This is a genomic window from Pseudomonas asgharzadehiana, from assembly GCF_019139815.1.
Classification (GTDB): domain Bacteria; phylum Pseudomonadota; class Gammaproteobacteria; order Pseudomonadales; family Pseudomonadaceae; genus Aquipseudomonas; species Aquipseudomonas asgharzadehiana.
Genome location: NZ_CP077079.1, coordinates 1,659,179 through 1,677,935 on the forward strand (window position 1 = coordinate 1,659,179; position 18,757 = coordinate 1,677,935).

Annotated in this window: 17 protein-coding genes; 11 read left to right on the forward strand and 6 right to left on the reverse strand. The window is 62.2% G+C overall.

The window, feature by feature from the left end:
- Window positions 1–303 precede the first annotated feature (303 nt).
- On the reverse strand, window positions 304–504 hold the full coding sequence (locus tag KSS96_RS07605) for a hypothetical protein (protein ID WP_003172389.1): 201 nt from the start codon (window positions 502–504) through the stop codon (window positions 304–306).
- Window positions 505–1,065: 561 nt separating this feature from the next.
- Between KSS96_RS07605 and pcaR the strand changes: the two genes are divergently transcribed.
- The 11 genes from pcaR (at window position 1,066) to pcaC (ending at window position 11,685) form a co-directional block, all read left to right on the forward strand.
- Window positions 1,066–1,908, forward strand: a complete 843-nt coding sequence (pcaR, locus tag KSS96_RS07610; RefSeq protein WP_017530459.1) for a pca regulon transcriptional regulator PcaR — start codon at window positions 1,066–1,068, stop codon at window positions 1,906–1,908.
- Window positions 1,909–2,054: 146 nt separating this feature from the next.
- Complete coding sequence (gene pcaK / locus KSS96_RS07615; RefSeq protein ID WP_065877130.1) at window positions 2,055–3,395, forward strand: 4-hydroxybenzoate transporter PcaK; 1,341 nt, start codon at window positions 2,055–2,057, stop codon at window positions 3,393–3,395.
- 147 nt (window positions 3,396–3,542) lie between these two features.
- Window positions 3,543–4,400, forward strand: a complete 858-nt coding sequence (locus KSS96_RS07620; protein WP_135196483.1) for a CoA transferase subunit A — start codon at window positions 3,543–3,545, stop codon at window positions 4,398–4,400.
- The gene (locus KSS96_RS07625) at window positions 4,400–5,179 is read left to right on the forward strand and encodes a CoA-transferase subunit beta (protein ID WP_017530462.1); all 780 of its coding nucleotides are present in this window, start codon (window positions 4,400–4,402) and stop codon (window positions 5,177–5,179) included. The genes KSS96_RS07620 and KSS96_RS07625 overlap by 1 nt, the downstream gene beginning before the upstream one ends.
- A complete protein-coding gene (gene pcaF, locus KSS96_RS07630) occupies window positions 5,176–6,378 on the forward strand; it encodes a 3-oxoadipyl-CoA thiolase (protein WP_175404187.1) in 1,203 nt (400 codons plus the stop codon). The genes KSS96_RS07625 and pcaF overlap by 4 nt, the downstream gene beginning before the upstream one ends.
- Window positions 6,379–6,395: 17 nt before the next feature.
- On the forward strand, window positions 6,396–7,100 hold the full coding sequence (pcaH, locus tag KSS96_RS07635; protein ID WP_017530464.1) for a protocatechuate 3,4-dioxygenase subunit beta: 705 nt from the start codon (window positions 6,396–6,398) through the stop codon (window positions 7,098–7,100).
- A 1-nt stretch (window position 7,101) separates the two neighbouring features.
- Entirely contained in the window at window positions 7,102–7,668 is a 567-nt protein-coding gene (gene pcaG / locus KSS96_RS07640; RefSeq protein WP_017530465.1) for a protocatechuate 3,4-dioxygenase subunit alpha, read from the forward strand.
- A gap of 138 nt (window positions 7,669–7,806) precedes the next feature.
- Complete coding sequence (locus tag KSS96_RS07645; RefSeq protein ID WP_017530466.1) at window positions 7,807–9,102, forward strand: MFS family transporter; 1,296 nt, start codon at window positions 7,807–7,809, stop codon at window positions 9,100–9,102.
- Between the two features lie 10 nt (window positions 9,103–9,112).
- Window positions 9,113–10,477, forward strand: coding sequence for a 3-carboxy-cis,cis-muconate cycloisomerase (locus KSS96_RS07650; protein ID WP_017530467.1), 1,365 nt, complete (start codon window positions 9,113–9,115; stop codon window positions 10,475–10,477).
- Window positions 10,478–10,487: 10 nt separating this feature from the next.
- A complete protein-coding gene (gene pcaD / locus KSS96_RS07655; protein WP_065877127.1) occupies window positions 10,488–11,279 on the forward strand; it encodes a 3-oxoadipate enol-lactonase in 792 nt (263 codons plus the stop codon).
- Window positions 11,280–11,289: 10 nt separating this feature from the next.
- Window positions 11,290–11,685 carry a 4-carboxymuconolactone decarboxylase gene (pcaC, locus tag KSS96_RS07660; RefSeq protein ID WP_003172401.1) on the forward strand — a complete coding sequence of 132 codons (396 nt, stop codon included), beginning with the start codon at window positions 11,290–11,292 and terminating at the stop codon, window positions 11,683–11,685.
- A 132-nt stretch (window positions 11,686–11,817) separates the two neighbouring features.
- On the opposite strand, the gene KSS96_RS07665 is transcribed toward pcaC, so the two are convergent.
- The 5 genes from KSS96_RS07665 to KSS96_RS07685 all read right to left on the reverse strand — a co-directional run bounded on the left by KSS96_RS07665 (window position 11,818) and on the right by KSS96_RS07685 (window position 18,662).
- Window positions 11,818–12,717: a polysaccharide deacetylase family protein gene (locus KSS96_RS07665; RefSeq protein WP_017530469.1), complete on the reverse strand. Its 900-nt coding sequence runs from the start codon at window positions 12,715–12,717 to the stop codon at window positions 11,818–11,820.
- A gap of 84 nt (window positions 12,718–12,801) precedes the next feature.
- Window positions 12,802–14,052 carry an OprD family porin gene (locus KSS96_RS07670; RefSeq protein WP_217855959.1) on the reverse strand — a complete coding sequence of 417 codons (1,251 nt, stop codon included), beginning with the start codon at window positions 14,050–14,052 and terminating at the stop codon, window positions 12,802–12,804.
- A 141-nt stretch (window positions 14,053–14,193) separates the two neighbouring features.
- Window positions 14,194–15,807 carry a J domain-containing protein gene (locus KSS96_RS07675; protein WP_217855961.1) on the reverse strand — a complete coding sequence of 538 codons (1,614 nt, stop codon included), beginning with the start codon at window positions 15,805–15,807 and terminating at the stop codon, window positions 14,194–14,196.
- Window positions 15,808–15,818: 11 nt separating this feature from the next.
- Window positions 15,819–17,516 carry a molecular chaperone HscC gene (locus tag KSS96_RS07680; RefSeq protein ID WP_017530472.1) on the reverse strand — a complete coding sequence of 566 codons (1,698 nt, stop codon included), beginning with the start codon at window positions 17,514–17,516 and terminating at the stop codon, window positions 15,819–15,821.
- A 213-nt stretch (window positions 17,517–17,729) separates the two neighbouring features.
- Window positions 17,730–18,662 (reverse strand): IS110 family transposase, encoded by a 933-nt coding sequence (locus tag KSS96_RS07685; RefSeq protein ID WP_068931592.1) that lies wholly within the window; start codon window positions 18,660–18,662, stop codon window positions 17,730–17,732.
- Between the last annotated feature and the right edge of the window lie 95 nt (window positions 18,663–18,757).

An 18,757-nucleotide genomic window follows, 5' to 3' on the forward strand; every position in this document is an offset into this window, starting at 1 on the left:
TTTTCTGACCCGGTCGTAAGGGGGCGCGATTATGCCAGAAAACCTCGGTAATCGATGCACTAGCTGCTCATCGGTAACAATCTTCAGTGAAAAAAACCGGGTAGAAGCGGGCTGTCCCAGGCTTTTCGGGGCTTTGGCAAGCCTTTGATTTATAACGCGCCGGGGCGAAAAGGCAGGGTTTTGTCATCAAAACGTCATGTCTGAAATATTTGTAAGAAATTTTACAGGTGATTAAGGGCGCGGGATTGCCGGCTGCCGGCATGGCGAGCAGCCGAGGCCGGCCCTGGGCTCAAACCGAAGCGCTTATGGCTCTTCGGCTTTGAGTTCCTGTTCAATCTTTTGGATTTCCTGGGCAAATGCCTGGTCGAGCAAGCTGGCGCGTTTGCGCCATGGTTTGCGCTCAGGTTCAGGCTGGGCGGCGTAGGTGGTGACTTCCCCGCCGTAAACGTCCTTGTAACGTTGCTCCTGGCGCTCAAGTTCCGCGCGCAGTTCATCTTTCGTCACATTGTTACCTAATTGAGTTGAGTGTAATTACAGTGCAACGTTATGCCTGACTGGCACCTTCGCGTTGTCCAAAGTTGAACCGTGGGTGTTCAACTTTGAATGAGGCGAAATTACTGGGTGTCGGCAGCCTTTCGAGGCGGGTAGTTGCAACCGCCGATGCACTGCATGTGCATGGCCTGGCGAACGTGGGCCCCGATAAAGGGTGACCCGCGCACAGGGTGCATTATAGCGGCGCATTTGAATAACACTATCGGCATAAAGTTAAAAAGCGTCAACGTTGTATGAGCGTTTTATTACACCAACGCGTGGGTAGTTTGCAGGCGTTCTGGCGTCGTAGATTGTATAAAGTGGTCAGAGTTAACAACTTCTCCTTAACGCTGCGGTGGGTTTACGCGGTTTTCTCGCTCGTAGCCCATGGGCGGCAGCCAAATTGCGATAATCGCCGGATCGTCCGATAATCGCCCAATGTTCTTGGCGCTGCCTTGTGCATCGCGGCCGACGCGGCTTGTAATAGCAGCCCCATCCCTCCAGTGGTTGACAATAAGAGAATAGGACCCCCACATGAACGATCAATTGCGCAACTCTTTCGCGTCAGTGGCGCCGCCGATCGTTGCATCGCCAGCCAAGCGCATCCAGGCTTTCACGGGTGATCCGGACTTTATGACTTCCCTGGCCCGTGGCCTGGCCGTGGTGCAGGCTTTTCAAGAACGCAAGCGCCACCTGACCATCGCCCAGATCAGCCATCGCACCGAAATCCCACGCGCCGCCGTACGCCGTTGCCTGCACACCCTGATCAAACTCGGCTACGCCACCACCGACGGGCGTACCTATTCGCTGTTGCCCAAGGTCCTGACCCTGGGCCATGCCTACCTGTCGTCCACGCCGCTGGCGGTGTCGGCGCAACCTTATCTGGACCGCATGAGCGAGCAGCTTCACGAAGCCTGCAACATGGCCACCCTCGAAGGTGATGACATTCTCTACATCGCTCGTTCGGCCACGACCCAGCGCCTGATTTCGGTCGACCTGTCAGTGGGAGGGCGGTTGCCGGCCTATTGCACCTCCATGGGGCGCATCCTGCTCGCGGCGCTGGATGACGCGTCACTGCAGGACTACCTCGACCACGCCGATCTGCCCACCAAGACCAGCCGCACCCTGACCACCCCCGAAGCGCTGTTCGAGTGCCTGCAACAAGTGCGTCAGCAGGGCTGGTGTATCGTCGACCAGGAACTGGAACAGGGCCTGCGTTCGATTGCCGTACCGGTGTATGACGCGTCTGGCCAAGTGCTGGCGGCGCTCAATGTCAGCACCCACGCCGGACGGGTCAGCCGCAGCGAGCTGGAACAGCGCTTCCTGCCGAGCATGCTCAGTGCCAGCCGTGAGTTGAGCGCGCAGCTGTTTGCCTAAGGTGTTCGGTGACCGCACAGATCCCGGCGTGATCAATTGACGGTGTTTCCCCAGGCTTATTAATGTGCGGCAGCGCTCTTGCCAGTGCCCCCAATAATAATGACGACCCCAGGTGGTCGGCCCGCCATCGGTGTGGAATAAAAATAATGAATCAGCCTTCTGTCGGTTCCACCCTGGACGTACAGTCCTTTATCAACGCCCAGCCACTGTCACGCTATCAGTGGCGCGTGGTGATTCTGTGTTTCCTGATTGTGTTCCTCGATGGCCTCGACACCGCCGCCATGGGCTTTATCGCGCCTGCGCTGTCTCAGGATTGGGGCATCGACCGCGCCAGCCTCGGGCCGGTGATGAGCGCCGCGTTGATCGGCATGGTGTTTGGCGCGCTGGGTTCCGGCCCGCTGGCCGACCGCTTCGGCCGCAAGGTGGTGCTGGTGGGCGCGGTGCTGGTGTTTGGCGCGTTCAGCCTGGCGTCGGCCTACAGCAGCAACGTCGATCAACTGCTGGTGCTGCGCTTCCTCACCGGGCTGGGCCTGGGGGCGGGGATGCCCAACGCCACCACGCTGCTGTCCGAATACACCCCTGAGCGCCACAAGTCGCTGCTGGTCACCAGCATGTTCTGCGGGTTCAACCTGGGCATGGCCGGTGGTGGGTTTATCTCGGCCAAGCTGATACCAGCGTTCGGCTGGCACAGCCTGTTGCTGATCGGTGGCATCCTGCCGTTGATTCTGGCCGTGGTGCTGCTGGTGTGGTTGCCGGAATCGGCGCGTTACCTGGTGGTGCGCAATCGCGGCGCAGACAAGGTGCGCAAAACACTGTCACCCATCGAGCCCCATATCGTGGGTCAAGCCACCCATTTCAGCGTGCCCGAGCAAAAAACCGTAAAGGCCCGCAATGTGCTGGCGGTGATTTTCGCCGGCACCTACAGCGCCGGCACCTTGTTGCTGTGGCTCACCTACTTTATGGGCCTGGTGATTGTTTACCTGCTCACCAGCTGGCTGCCGACCCTGATGCGTGACAGCGGCGCGAGCATGGAACAGGCCGCGTTTATCGGCGCGTTGTTCCAGTTCGGCGGGGTGTTGAGCGCGGTCGGCGTGGGTTGGGCGATGGACCGCTTCAATCCCCACAAGGTCATCGGCACCTTCTACCTGCTGGCCGGGGTGTTTGCCTACGCGGTCGGGCAGAGCCTGGGCAACATCACGCTGCTGGCCACCCTGGTGCTGGTTGCCGGGATGTGTGTCAACGGTGCGCAATCGGCGATGCCGTCCCTGGCAGCACGCTTCTACCCGACCCAAGGCCGCGCCACCGGCGTGTCGTGGATGCTCGGTATCGGACGTTTCGGCGCGATTCTCGGTGCCTGGATGGGCGCGACCCTGCTGGGTCTGGGCTGGAACTTCGAGCAGGTACTCACGGCGTTGGTGATCCCGGCTGCCTTGGCGACTGCCGCAGTGGTCATCAAGGGCATGGTCAGCCACGCGGATGCGACCTGAGGTTGATTGATAGCTTGCCAACAATCGGTTCGATAATCGAACGGTTAGTCGATTATCGGATTGTTTGGCCTAAGGGGCCGGCTTAATCTTCAAGCTGTTCGGCGCCACCTCAGCGCCTTTTTCGATCAACACCGGGAGCCCAACCCCATGGCTGAAATTCTCACCCTGCGTGATGCGGTCAAGCGCTTCGTGAACGACGGCGATACCGTCGCCCTCGAAGGTTTTACCCATCTGATCCCTACTGCCGCAGGCCACGAAATCATTCGTCAGCGCAAGAAAGACCTGACGCTGGTGCGTATGACGCCTGACCTGGTTTACGACCAGTTGATTGGCGCCGGTTGTGCACGCAAGTTGATTTTTTCCTGGGGCGGCAACCCCGGCGTGGGGTCCCTGCACCGGCTGCGTGACGCGGTTGAAAAGCAATGGCCGCTGCCGCTGGAGATCGAAGAACACAGCCATGCCGACCTGGCCAACGCCTACGTCGCCGGCGCGTCCGGCCTGCCGTTCGCGGTGCTGCGGGCCTACGCCGGTTCCGACCTGCCCAAGGTCAACCCGCTGATCAAAAGCGTGACCTGCCCATTTACCGGCGAAGTGCTGGCAGCGGTCCCGTCGGTACGCCCGGACATCACCGTGATCCATGCACAGAAGGCCGACCGCAAGGGCAACGTGCTGCTCTGGGGCATCCTCGGTGTGCAGAAGGAAGCGGCCCTGGCGGCCAAGCGTTGCATCGTCACCGTGGAAGAAATCGTCGACGACCTGAATGCCCCGATGAACAGCTGCGTCCTGCCCACCTGGGCCCTGACCGCGGTATGCCATGTACCCGGTGGCGCACACCCGTCCTACGCTCACGGTTACAACGAACGCGATAACCGCTTCTACCAGGCGTGGGACCCGATTGCCCGCGACCGTGGGACCTTTACCGCATGGATTGACGAATACATCCACGGCACTGCCGACTTCAGTGAATTCCAGGCCAAACTGGCCACCGCGCAGGAGGCCAACTAATGGCTTACTCGACCAATGAAATGATGACCGTCGCCGCCGCGCGCCGCCTGAAGAACGGTTCGGTGTGCTTCGTGGGTATCGGCTTGCCGTCGAAAGCGGCCAACCTGGCGCGCCTGACGTCGTCGCCCGATGTGGTGCTGATCTACGAGTCCGGCCCGATTGGCGCCAAGCCTTCGGTACTGCCGCTGTCCATCGGTGACGGCGAGCTGGCGGAAACCGCCGACACCGTGGTGCCGACCGGTGAGATTTTTCGCTACTGGCTGCAGGGCGGGCGCATTGACGTGGGGTTTCTCGGCGCGGCCCAGGTTGATCGTTTCGGCAACATCAACACCACCGTGGTCGGTGACTATCACCGGCCCAAAGTGCGCCTGCCGGGTGCCGGTGGCGCGCCCGAGATCGCCGGCTCGGCCAAGAGCGTACTGATCATACTCAAGCAGTCTTCGCGTTCGTTTGTCGACAAGCTGGATTTCATTACCTCCGTAGGCCACGGCGAAGGCGGCGATTCACGCAAGCGCCTGGGCCTGCCGGGAGCCGGTCCTGTCGGGATTATTACCGACCTGTGCATCATGGAGCCGGAGGAGGGCACCCATGAGTTTGTGGTCACCGCGCTGCACCCGGGCGTGACCCGCGAACAAGTCGTGGCGGCCACCGGTTGGGCGATTCGGTTTGCCGACCAGGTTGATACCACCGCCGAACCCACCGAGCTAGAACTCACGGCCCTGCGTGACCTCGAAGCGCGCACCGCCGCCGCCCATGGCCAAGCGCCAGGAGAAGCCTGATGCGCGACGTATTTATCTGTGATGCCATCCGCACCCCCATCGGCCGTTTCGGCGGGGGGCTGGCCACGGTGCGTGCCGACGACCTGGCCGCCCTGCCGATCAAGGCGCTGATGGAGCGCAACCCGTCGGTGGATTGGACGGCGGTGGACGAGGTGTTCCTCGGCTGCGCCAACCAGGCCGGCGAAGACAACCGCAACGTCGCCCGCATGGCGCTGTTGCTCGCGGGCCTGCCGGAGAGTATTCCGGGCGTGACCCTCAATCGTTTGTGCGCCTCGGGCATGGACGCCATCGGTACTGCCTTCCGTGCCATCGCCAGCGGCGAGATGGAGCTGGCGATTGCCGGCGGCGTCGAGTCGATGTCCCGTGCGCCGTTCGTGATGGGCAAGGCCGACGCGGCGTTCTCGCGCACCATGAAGCTGGAGGACACCACCATCGGCTGGCGCTTTATCAACCCGTTGATGAAAGCCCAGTACGGCGTAGATGCGATGCCGCAGACCGCCGATAACGTGGCCGACGATTACAACGTGTCGCGCGCCGACCAGGACGCTTTCGCCCTGCGTAGCCAGCAACGTACCGCTGCCGCGCAGGCCGCCGGCTACTTTGCCGAAGAAATCGTGCCGGTGCGGGTTGCGCATAAAAAAGGCGAAACCGTGGTGGAGCGCGATGAGCATCCGCGTGACACCACCCTCGACGCCCTGGCCAAACTCAAGCCGGTCAACGGCCCGGACAAGACCGTCACCGCCGGCAACGCGTCGGGTGTCAATGATGGCGCCGCCGCGCTGATTCTGGCCTCGGCCGAAGCGGTCAAAAAACATGGCCTTACCGCCCGCGCCAGGGTATTGGGCATGGCCAGCGCCGGTGTCGCGCCGCGCGTGATGGGCATTGGCCCGGTGCCGGCAGTGCGCAAGTTGGTCGAGCGCCTGGGCCTGGCCGTCACCGATTTTGACGTGATCGAGCTCAACGAAGCCTTCGCCAGCCAAGGCCTGGCGGTGCTGCGTGAGCTGGGCATCGCCGACGACGCGCCGCAGGTCAACCCGAACGGTGGCGCCATCGCCCTTGGCCACCCGTTGGGCATGAGCGGAGCGCGGCTGGTACTGACGGCCCTGCATCAGTTGGAAAAAACCGGCGGCCGCAAAGGCCTGGCGACCATGTGTGTGGGCGTCGGCCAAGGCCTGGCCCTGGCGATTGAACGCGTCTAATAAGAGAGGATTGCTCCATGAGTGACAAGCCCGGTTACCGGCGCCCGCAAGCGGGCACCCAACCTGATTACCTGCACCCGGCCTACCAGTCGACGAACCTGCGTTCGCCGTCTCAGCCCTTGGTGTTTTTGCCCCATTCCCTGTCGGAAATCACCGGCCCGACCATCGGCGCCGAGCGGATCAATGCGCAGGACAACGACCTTACCGCCCAGCATGAAGGCGAGCCTCAGGGCGAGCGCATCATCATCCACGGCCGGGTGCTGGATGAAAACGGCCTGCCGGTGCCGGGCATTCTGGTGGAGATCTGGCAGGCCAACGCCGCCGGACGCTACAACCATAAACGCGACTTGCATAACGCGCCGCTGGACCCGAACTTCACCGGCACCGGGCGCACCGTCACCGACGCCGACGGCTGGTACCAGTTCCAGACCATCAAGCCCGGCGCCTACCCGTGGGGCAACCACCACAACGCGTGGCGCCCGGCGCACATCCACTTTTCACTGTTCGGCCCCAGCGTGCTGACGCGCCTGGTGACGCAGATGTATTTCCCCGGCGACCCGTTGCTGGAATACGACCCGATCTACAACTGTGTGCCTGATACCAGCGCCAAGGAACGCCTGATCGCGCGTTTCGACCTGGAGAAAACCATTCCTTCCTATGCCCTCGGCTACCGCTGGGACATCGTCCTGCGCGGCCGCGACGCCACGCCGATGGAGAAATGAGATGAGTCTTTACGCAACCACGTCCCATACCGTAGGGCCGTATTACCACATCGGCCTGACCTGGCTGAACCGCGAAGACCTGACCAGCGCCGCCACCCTCGGTGAGCGCGTGGCGATCAGTGGGCAAGTGGTGGACGGCAACGGTGATGCGGTCAACGACGCCATGCTCGAAGTCTGGCAGGCCAATGCCGCCGGCAAATACGACCACCCCGAGGACGAGCAGGACAAAGCCGTCGACCCGAACTTCGAAGGCTTTGGCCGCGTGCCGGTGGACGCCGAAGGGCGCTTCCGGTTTACCACGATCAAGCCGGGCAGCGTGCCGGGCCTTCAAGGCACGACCCAGGCGCCGCATTTGGTGGTGCTGGTGTTTGCGCGTGGCTTGGTCAAGCACCTGCTCACGCGGATTTACTTCGACGGGGAAGCGTTGAATGGCGATGACCCGTTGCTGGCCTGTGTGCCGGCAGAGCGGCGGGGCACCTTGATTGCCCAGCCGGATGGGGCGGGGGTATATCAGTGGAATGTGATCCTGCAGGGGACCGATAAGGAAACGGTGTTCTTCGATTATTGAGTCGCTTGTCAGGCCGCTATCGGGGGCAAGCCCCCGATAGGGCCGCTTCAGAAGACACCTACCCAAATGTCTGCTTGCGGAACATGGTTGTTGCAAAGTATGTCTAGGCTATAACCGTTCCCACTGAGTGAAAACGCCATGACCACAGAAACCAGTCATTACACCGGAGAAGAACGCAGCAAACGGATCTTTGCGATTGTTGGTGCGTCCTCCGGTAACTTGGTCGAATGGTTCGACTTCTACGTCTATGCCTTCTGCGCCATCTACTTTGCCCCGGCGTTTTTTCCGTCGGACAACCCCACCGTCCAGTTGGTCAACACCGCCGGTGTATTCGCCGCCGGGTTCCTTATGCGCCCCATCGGCGGCTGGCTGTTTGGTCGCGTAGCCGATAAACACGGGCGCAAAAACTCGATGATGATTTCGGTGCTGATGATGTGCGCCGGCTCGTTGGTCATCGCGTTTTTGCCCACCTACAACGACATTGGCGTGTGGGCGCCGATCCTGCTGCTGGTAGCGCGCCTGTTCCAGGGCTTGTCCGTGGGCGGCGAGTACGGCACCACCGCCACGTATATGAGTGAAGTCGCGCTCAAGGGCCAGCGCGGGTTCTTTGCGTCCTTCCAATATGTGACGCTGATCGGCGGCCAGTTGCTGGCCGTGCTGGTGGTGGTGATCCTGCAGCAGATCCTCACCGAGCAAGAGCTGCGTGCCTGGGGCTGGCGCGTTCCGTTTGTGATCGGCGCGATTGCGGCGGTTATCTCACTGTTGCTGCGGCGTACCCTGAAAGAAACCACCAGCAAGGAAATGCGCGAAGACAAGGACGCCGGCAGCGTCGCTGCGCTGTTTCGCGACCACAAGGCGGCGTTTATCACGGTGCTGGGCTACACCGCCGGTGGTTCGCTGATTTTCTACACCTTTACCACGTACATGCAGAAGTACCTGGTGAACACCGTGGGCATGCACGCCAAGACCTCCAGCTACATCATGACCGGCGCATTGTTCCTCTATATGTGCATGCAGCCGGTATTCGGCATGCTGGCGGACAAGATCGGCCGACGTAATTCGATGTTGTGGTTCGCAGGCCTGGGGACGTTGTTCACCGTGCCGATCCTGCTGACCCTCAAAACCGTGAGCAGCCCGTTCCTGGCGTTCGCGCTGATCACCTTGGCGCTGGCCATCGTCAGCTTCTACACCTCGATCAGCGGCCTGGTGAAAGCGGAAATGTTTCCTCCCCAGGTCCGTGCCCTCGGCGTCGGCCTGGCGTATGCGGTGGCCAACGCGATCTTTGGCGGTTCGGCGGAGTTCGTCGCCCTGGGGTTGAAATCCATGGGCATGGAAAACACCTTTTACTGGTACGTCACTGCGATGATGGCCGTGGCCTTCCTGTTCAGTTTGCGCTTGCCCAAGCAGGCGGCGTACCTGCACCACGATTTGTAAGGGATACATTATGACGCTGCGCACGAGCAACCAATTGTTCGACGCTTACTTCACGGCCGACAGCATGGCCGAAGTGTTCTGCGACCAGGGCCGCTTGCAGGGCATGCTGGATGTCGAGGCCGGCCTGGCTCGCGCACAGGCCCAGGTCGGGTTGATCCCCCAGGCCGCCGTGGCGCCGATTGCCCAGGCGTGCCTGGCGTCGCTGTATGACGTCGATGCCTTGGGCGCGGCGATTGCCACGGCGGGGAATTCGGCGATTCCGTTGGTCAAGGCGTTGGGCAAATTGATTGCCGCTGAAGACGCCGGCGCCGAGCGTTATGTGCATCTGGGCGCGACCAGCCAGGACGTGATGGACACCGGCCTGGTGCTGCAACTGCGCCGCGCCGTGGAACTGATCGAAACCGACCTGGCTCGGCTGGGCGCGGTTCTCGCTGACCAGGCGCAGCGTTACGCCGATGTGCCATTGGCCGGGCGTACCTGGTTGCAGCATGCAACGCCGGTGACCCTGGGCATGAAAATCGCCGGTTGGCTGGGGGCGGTCAGCCGCAACCGGCAACGTCTTGTCGAGTTGAAGCCGCGCTTGCTGGTGCTGCAGTTCGGCGGCGCGTCCGGCACCTTGGCCGCGCTCGGCGACCAAGCCCTGCCGGTGGCCGAAGCGTTGGCGGCGCAATTGCAACTGACCTTGCCCGAACAACCTTGGCACACCCAGCGTGATCGCCTGGTGGAGTTCGCCGGCGTGCTGGGCTTGATCGCCGGTAGCCTCGGCAAGCTGGGCAGGGATATCAGCCTGTTGATGCAAACCGAAGCGGCGGAAGTGTTTGAACCGTCGGCGCCGGGCAAAGGCGGCTCCTCGACCATGCCCCACAAGCGCAACCCGGTGGGCGCCGCCGTGCTGATCAGCGCGGCTACCTGCGTGCCGGGGTTGGTCTCGACGATGCTCAGCGCCATGCCCCAGGAGCACGAACGCAGCCTGGGCCTGTGGCACGCCGAATGGGAAACCTTGCCGCAGATTTGCCGGCTGGTATCCGGCGCCCTGCAACAGGCGCTGCTGATAAGCGAAGGGTTGGAAGTCGACCCCGAGCGCATGCGGCAGAACCTTGACCTGACCCAAGGCCTGGTATTGGCCGAAGCGGTGAGCATCGTGCTGGCCCAACGCCTGGGCCGCGAAACCGCGCACCATTTGCTTGAGCAGTGCTGCAAACGTGCCGTCGCAGAGGGTCGCCACCTGCGCGCGGTGCTGGCGGATGAACCGCAGGTCACCGCCCAGCTGTCAGCCGCCGAGCTGGACCGCCTGCTCGACCCGGCCCACTACCTGGGCCAGGCGCGCACCTGGGTCACTCGCGCAGTAACCGAACACTTTCAATTGACTGCCTGAGGAGGCCACTGTGGCCTATGTACAACTCGCCGACGGCGAACTGCATTACCAACTCGACGGGCCCGTCGACGCACCGGTGTTGGTGCTCTCCAACTCCCTGGGCACCGACCTGCATATGTGGGATATCCAGATCCCGGCCTTTACCGAGCATTTTCGCGTGTTGCGGTTCGACACCCGTGGCCATGGCAAATCCCTGGTCACCGAAGGGCCCTACAGCATCGAGCAGTTGGGGCGCGACGTGCTTGCTTTGTTGGATGCGCAGGGCATTCAACGCGCGCATTTTTGCGGGTTGTCGATGGGCGGCTTGATCGGCCAATGGCTGGGGATCAACGCCGGCGAGCGCTTGGAGCGCCTGGTGGTGTGTAACACCGCCGCCAAAATCGGCACGCCGGACATCTGGAACCCACGCATCGAAATGGTACTGCGCGACGGCGCGGCGGCCATGGTTGCGCTGCGTGATGCGTCCATCGCGCGCTGGTTCACCGCCGATTTTGCCGCGGTCAACCCGCACCAGGCCAAGCAGATCACCGACATGCTGGCGGCCACGTCGCCGCCAGGCTATGCGGCCAATTGCGCCGCCGTGCGGGATGCCGATTTCCGTGAGCAACTGGCGGCAATCCAGGCGCCGACCCTGGTGATTGCCGGCACTGAAGACGCCGTTACACCGCCGGCCGGTGGCCACTTTATCCAGAGCCATGTGCGGGGCGCGGAGTATGCCGAGTTCTATGCGGCGCATCTGTCCAATGTCCAGGCCGGTGCTGCGTTCAGCGACCGGGTGATTGAATTTCTGCTGGCCCGCTAAGGAGCATTTTGTGGACGAGAAACAACGTTATGCCGAAGGCCTGCAGGTGCGCCGCGAAGTGTTGGGCGATGCCCACGTCGACCGCAGCCTCAATGCCCTGACCGAGTTCAACAGCGAGTTCCAGGAAATGATCACCCGCCACGCCTGGGGTGATATCTGGACCCGCCCGGGCCTGCCGCGGCACACCCGCAGCCTGATCACCATCGCCATGTTGATCGGCATGAACCGCGCCGAAGAACTCAAGCTGCACCTGCGCGCCGCCGCCAGCAATGGCGTGACCCGGGCCGAGATCAAGGAGGTGCTGATGCAGAGCGCGATCTACTGCGGGATCCCGGCGGCGAATGCCACTTTCCATCTGGCGGAGTCGGTGTGGGATGAGCTTGGCGTGGAGTCCCGCCAGGACTGAAATACGGTAGAAAAAGTGGGAGGGGGCTTGCTCCCGATAGCGGTGTGTCAGTCGATATATGTACTGACTGATACTCCGCTATCGGGAGCAAGCCCCCTCCCACATGTGTGTTCTTCACAAGGACTGTAGATTTCAGTGGGAATCGCCATCCCACACCCAGTTCCATACCCCCGGCAGGTGCACTGGCTCGCTCACATCCTTCACCGTCCGCGCCAGCGCCGCGCGTTCCAGGGCGCCATGGTCGGTGTAGAACGGCTCGGCAGCCGTCTTCATGCCATTGACGCGGGCGCTGTCCATCAGGATTTGCAGGTATTCCTGCATATGCCGTGCGGTGTAGCGGTTGATGTCGTGGAAGGTCACCACCACCGGTATCACGCCGTCCACCGTCGGCAATTCACCCAGGGCAATGCGCTCGCGCACCACCGACAGTTGCCGATACAGGTTGGCGCGGCGACGCGGGCTGGCGTTGAAGCCCCAGATCTTGCCGTCGTTGGCGCTCAGGTCGGTCAGCAACACCTGCATGCCGTGGCGCTGATAGGCGGCGAAGGTGCGGCGGTCATAGTTCCAGAAGGGCGGGCGCACCAGCACCGGCGGCGCGCCGGTGATGGCGGCAATGTCTGCGGCGCCCTGGGTGAGGGTGCTTTCCAGCTCGGCGTTGTTCAGCCAGCGGTGGTTGGTATGAAACGCGGTAGCCGTGTGGAACGCCAGGACATGGCCGCCGGCGTACTCCCGTTCCATGGTCTTGCGGCCCCGTGAACTGCCGCCGGAACGGGTTGCTTCGGTCTGCAGGAAGAACACGGCCTTGATACCCGGCAATACCGGGTTGTCGGCCAGGTCGGCCACCACCGAACGGCTCGGGTTGTTGTAGCCCGACGCACTGGGGCCGTCATCGAAGGTCAGCAAAAACCGGATCGGCGCCTGGGCTTGCAGGCGTTGCGCGGTCTGTGGCGTCAAGGCGATGGGCGCGCCAATGCAGCCACTGAGGCTCATGGCCAGGGCAAGCACGGCGGATGCGATGGCAAAGGATTTCATGGTGGGCGCAAGCTCGAATAAGAGGCCGCTGCTGTGTGGATCAGCAGCGGCAGGCGCGCACGATACAGTAAGTGCCGCGCGGGTTTACAGCAGACTTATCGGGTAACTGACGATCAACCGGTTTTCATCGAACTCGTTGTTGCTGTAGTCGCGGCGCATGCTGGAATTGCGCAGACGTACCGTCAGGTTCTTCAGGCTGCCGCTTTGCACGGTGTAGCCCAATTCACTCTCACGCCCCCACTCCTTGCCATCGGTGACAGTGGCGGTGTGTACGTTGCTGCCGCTGATGTAGCGGTTCATCAGCGTCAGGCCCGGCACGCCGAGGGCGGCGAAGTTGTAATCGTGGCGCACTTGCCAGGATTTCTCCTGGGCGTTGTCGTAGCTGGCGTTGTAGCTGTCGTTGGCCAGGGTGCCGCCGCTGGTGCCGTTGACGCGCATCCAGGCACTGTCGCCGGTGAGTTTTTGCAGGCCCACATAGAAGGTGTTACCGCCGTATTTGGCCGAGAGCAGACCGGACCAGGTCTTGTTGTCCAGCTTGCCGGCGCGGGCGCTGCCGTCGTCCTCGCCATAGAAGAAGCCGAGGTTGGCGCCCAGGGTCCAGGCACCGAGGGGCTGGCTGTGGATCAGGTTGATGAACTGCTGGCGGTAGATGTCCTTGAGCAGGGCATTCCACAGGCCAACCTGGGTGCGTTTGTCGTTGAACGTGTATTCGCCGCCCTGGAAGTTGAAACGGTCGGAGGTGAATGCGGTTTTACCGGTCATCGACAGGTCGTTCATGCTGCTGTCGTCACGCGGGCTGTTGGCGCGGAACTGGCCACCATAGAGGGTCAGGCCGTCGATTTCCTTTGACGTGATCTGCCCGCCGCGCAAGGTCTGCGGCAACGAGCGCCCATCGTCCGCGCGCAGTATCGGCAGCACCGGCATCCATTCGCCGACCTTCACTTCGGTCTTTGACATGCGCGCTTTGAACGCTACGCCAAGACGGCCGAACTCATCCGCCGGGCGGCCGTCATGGTCCAGCGGCAGCAGCTGGGTGCCACCCGTGCCGCGACCGCCATCGAGCTTGAGCGAGTACAGGCCCAACACGTCCACGCCAAAACCTACTGTGCCCTGGGTAAAGCCGGACTTGGCGTCGAGGATGAAACTCTGGGTCCACTCCTGTGCGCCGCCCTGGCTCTTGGTGAGGTTGGTGAAGTTACGGTTGATGAAGAAGTTGCGCAGGTTGAGGTTGGCGCTGGCGTCTTCGAGAAAACCCTGTTCTTGGGCGAAGACAGGCAAGGCAACACTGGCGACAGCGGTGGCCAGCAACAGCTGGCGAGGGCGGAACGTGCTCATGGCGGTGGACCTGTTGTTATTGGGGTTATGCAGGTGGCGGCCATGGTGCGTGGCGGTGCGGGGGCGGTTCAATTGGGGGAGGGCGGGTTGTGGGCGATGATCGAACGCAAGTTGCCGGGCGCTGAGGCCCGGCCGTGGCGGTCAGGATTTGGGCGGGGTGAGGTGGGTCCAGGGGATCGCCGGCAAGTAATGCTGGGCGGCGATGATCAGCGCCACCATCACCGCCACGAACACCGCTTGCAGCGGGCTCCAGAATGCCCAGTGCAGGCCGTTCAGCCAGGGGTAACCTTCGCTGAGTTTCTGGCTCATCTGGCCGATGCGTTTCGTGTGCAGCAGGTTGATCAGCAGCGCGCCGGCATAGGTCACGGCGCCGAGTACGCCGAGCATCAAGGCACAGGCGATCAGCATGATCGCCTGGGGAACGCCGTGACGAATCACCAGCCAATAGTCGTTGGGGTTGAGTCGTTTGGGAATCAGGTACTGGCTCAGCCAGACGTCCGGCACCCGATACACCGAGCTCATGACCGCCCAGAACTGAGTGACGCGGAAGGCCACAAGGGCCGGCACGAATGACATCAGCATGAACAGAACCACCGACATCAGGTCCAGCTTGCCCGGGGTGTCGTGGGCAATGTTCAGGCCGATGGCGAGGGCGAGGATTGCCCACAGTCGGATAAACACCTGGGTGTAGATCGGCCGCGGCACGAACTTGCGCCAGAAAAACACATCGGCCTGAGGCAAGCGTTCAACCAGTTGCGGGTAGCGCCAGGTCAGGGTCTGGGCCAGGTGCTGGCAGGCATTCCGCTCGTTCTCGCCAAACCCATCGATCATGTTGTTTTGCTGAGTGGCCGTCATGGGCGTCAGCAGCAAGCGTGCGGCCATGGCGTCGGCAGAGGTGCGTCGCGTGTCCTGGGCCTTGTCCTGCAAGTGGGCGTAGAAGCTTTCCTGTTCGCAGCGCCCCACCAGTTCGCGCCACATCCACGCCGGCTCCGGGTACACGCCTTTCTGGTCGTCCCAGGCGAAGGCCTGGCACACGCGCTCGAACAGCGGCACGCTCCACTGGGTATCGTGGAGCAGTTGCAAAATGATGCGTTGCCATTGTTGTTGCAGGTCGAACACCCGCAGCCACGCTTGGTTGTTGTAGTGAGTGAGCTGGCTGATGAACTCGCGCTCGGCCTTTTGCTCCAGCAATTCCTGCAAGGTGCGGCGGTAGTCTTGCAACAGCTCGCCGGTCAGCGCTTCGTGCTGCCAGGGGGTCATGGCGATCTGTTGCCACGGCGTCAGCCAGTCCAGGTGTTGCACCGCCCACTGGGCGATGGCGCTGCGCTCGCCGGGCGTATCGAAGCAATGGCGCAGCAGGCCGGCCTGGAAGGCCTCGGTGCAGTGCTGTTGCTGGGCCTGGGCCCAGCGCGCGTCGAGGTTGTGTGTGGTGAGGCCGCTGAGCAGGGCGTGGGCCGGGTCCGGCGCCGGGGCTTCGTAGGGGGCCGGTTGCAGGGGCCGGATGTCCATCAGCTCGGCCAAATCGTTGAGGTTGGCATAGGTCGGTTCGACCACCGGCACTTCGACGCGTTCTTGTGGCTCGCGGTCAGCTCGCCAGCGTGCCTCGCTCAAGGCTTGCTCGTAGGCTTCGCGCAGGCGCTGGAAGCCTGCGGCGTCGTCGTCCGGACGGCAGCTTTTGAGCAGCCGCGCATAGCTGCGCTTGATGGTGCGCTCGTCGGCATCTTCGGGCAGTTGCAGTACGTTCCAACACTCCATCGGGTCCTCCCTCAGCGCCAGAAGCCGTTGTCCAACTGCTCGAGTTGACGGGTCAGTTCGCTGCGGGCCTCGCGGATGCGGCGTTCGTCCTGGGTATCGAGCACTTGCTGGAACTGCGCCGCCCAGTGGCCGAGTTGCTCGCGCAGTTCGCCGAGGTTTTCCTGATAGAGCCGCTCAAGGCGCGCGGTAAGCACGGTGTTGACCTGCTGGTCGCGCGGGTGAACCTTCAACTGCGCCAGGGCTTGCAGGCGTTGCTGGATCTCCTGCGGGCTGAGCACGCCAGGGTTGTTCTCGATCACCAATGAGTGTTGCTCGCCGGTCAGCGGGATATTCACCTGGGCTTCCAACAGGCCGTTGTTGTCGTAGGTGAAGCGCACGTCCAGCGAGACCTCACCGGCCTTGCGCTTGGGCACGCTGATGTCCAGTTGGCCCAGTTCGATGTTGTCTTTGACCAGGCGGCTTTCGCCCTGATAGATCTTGAGCAGCACGCGGGTCTGGTCGTCGTACAGGGTGACCACGCTCTTGACCCGGCTCACCGGCACGCTGCTGTTGCGTTCGATCAACGGCAGGTAGTGGCCGCTTTCGATATGGCCGCCGTACTGGTTTGAGGTTTCGATGCCCAGGGTGTAGGGGCACACGTCGGTCAGCACTACTTCTTCCAGGGCAGCGGAACGCGCCTTGAGCGCGGCCTGGATCGCGGCGCCGTGGGCGACCACCTGGTCCGGGTCGAGGCTGATGGAAGGGAAGCGGCCGAACAATCCCGCGGCGAGTTTGCGCACCAGCGGCATGCGCGTGGTGCCGCCTACCAGCAATATTTCATCGAGGTCGCCGACGCGAATCCGCGCATCGCGCAGGGCGCGTTCGATCGGCGCGCGCAGGCGCTCCAGCAGCGGCGTGTAGAGTTTGGCCAGCTCTTGCTGGGTGATGGTCTTGACCCACTGCTGGCCGTCGACACGCAGTGCGAATTCGGCGCTGTCGTCCTGGCCCAGGGCTTTGCGCACGCGCTCGGCCTCCCGGCGCAGGGCGTGCAGCACGCTGCTGGTGGGTGGGAAGTCGGCGGCGTTGCGTTGGCTGTCGACGAAGTGCTCCAGCAGCAGGGTGTCGAAGTCTTCGCCACCGAGGAAGTTGTCGCCGGCGCTGGCGCGTACTTCCATCACGCCGTCGAACAGCTCGATGATCGACACGTCAAAGGTGCCGCCGCCGAGGTCGAAGACCAGGAATGATGTCTCTTTGTCACGCTGGTGCAGGCCGTAGGCCAGGGCGGCGGCGGTGGGCTCGTTGATCAGTTTTTCAACGTTGAGCCCGGCCAGCTCACCGGCGATGCGCGTGGCTTTGCGTTGGCCGTCGCTGAAGTAGGCGGGCACGCTGATCACGGCTTCGGTGACCGTATGGCCGTAGGTGCGCTCGATGTCTTCCTTGAGGCTTTTGAGCACCAATGCCGAGAGTTCTTCGGGGCGGAACGAGCGGTCGCCCAGGCGTACTTCGGTGGCACTGCCCATGTAGCGCTTGAACAGCGAAGTGGTCAGGTGCGGGTGGGTATGCAGGCGCTCTTTGGCGGCCTGGCCGACCAGCACACGGCCTTGATCATCCAGCCCGACCACGCTTGGCGTGAGCAGATGGCCAAGGGCGTTAGGCACCAATTCGGCGGCGTCACCCCGCCAGACAGCGGCGAGACTGTTGGTGGTCCCCAGGTCGATTCCTACGATCATTACGACAAGCTCCCTCTGTGGTCTGTAAGAATCAGTAACTAATTTTACCCTGAAAGGTTGGCGGAAAAGCAAGGCGGCAGGTTTAGGGCAGCTTGATGCAATTCCATGTGGGAGCAACTGTCTTGATGACCCTAACTTTGGCATCGCTTTTTAAGACAGCCAAGCTCCCACAGCTTCAAGCCGTGTGACCTTCAACCACACATCGCTGCCGATTCAGGCAGCGTGTTCTTTCCATTCGGCTCTATAACGCAGCATCGCGTTCAGCCTGACTAACAAAACACGCATGCATGCAATTAGCGCAACTTTTGCGCGTTTGCCTTTGTCGCGCAGTGCTTTATAGCGGGCCTGGAATTCAGGCTGTTCCCGGATGACAACCCAGCAGGCCATGTAGAGCGAGCGACGCACGGAAAACCTTCCGCCGCTAATGTGACGCGCACCTTGGTGTTTCCCACTGTCGTTGTTATACGGAGCGAGGCCCGCTAGCGCCGTGATCGGACGCCTGCCAATCTCGCCCAGCTCCGGCAGATATGCCATTAGGCTAGCCGCCGTAATGAGCCCGATGCCCTTAACTGAGCACAGGCGTTCGACCTTTTCGCGGTCTAGCCTGTTGGCGGTTTCGCGAATCAGCTGCTCTATCGCGTTCACAGCCTTGCTCAAGTAGTCGATATGGCTCTGCAACGCCGGTTTTACTACGTCGCAGGAGGCTGTTTTCAGGCGCCTTCTGTCATCGTCCCTCTGCTGAACAAAGTTCTCTCGCTGCTGGACTAACGCGCGCAACTCGTCATGTTCCGGGCTGGTGATTCGGCTGCTTGGTGAGTCGAGAACCGCTGCGAACTGCGCAAGAGACTTTGCGTCTATCGGGTCGGTTTTAGCGTGTTGCCCCATCGCCCTGGAAAAACTCTTGGCCCGACGGGGATTGACGCAGATGACATTAAGGCCCGCAGCCTGAAGCGCCTTCATGACTTTGCGCTCATAACCGCCAGTAGCCTCCAACACCACGCGTCCGACCTGGTGAAGCAATAGCCACCCAATCAACCCAGGGAAATCTTCTTCGGCGTTAGCGCAATTTACCCCAACGTCAACCTGATGAACTCGAGCTTCAAGGCTGTCCTTGGAAACATCAATGCCTGCTGGATAGGAAAACATAGCCAAACCCTCTTACACTAAAAGTGAGAGCGCTCTGGCTTGGCCCACGCTTGTAACTGTTCGAGGTGGGCTCGTTCAACTGTTCGGGCTCATGT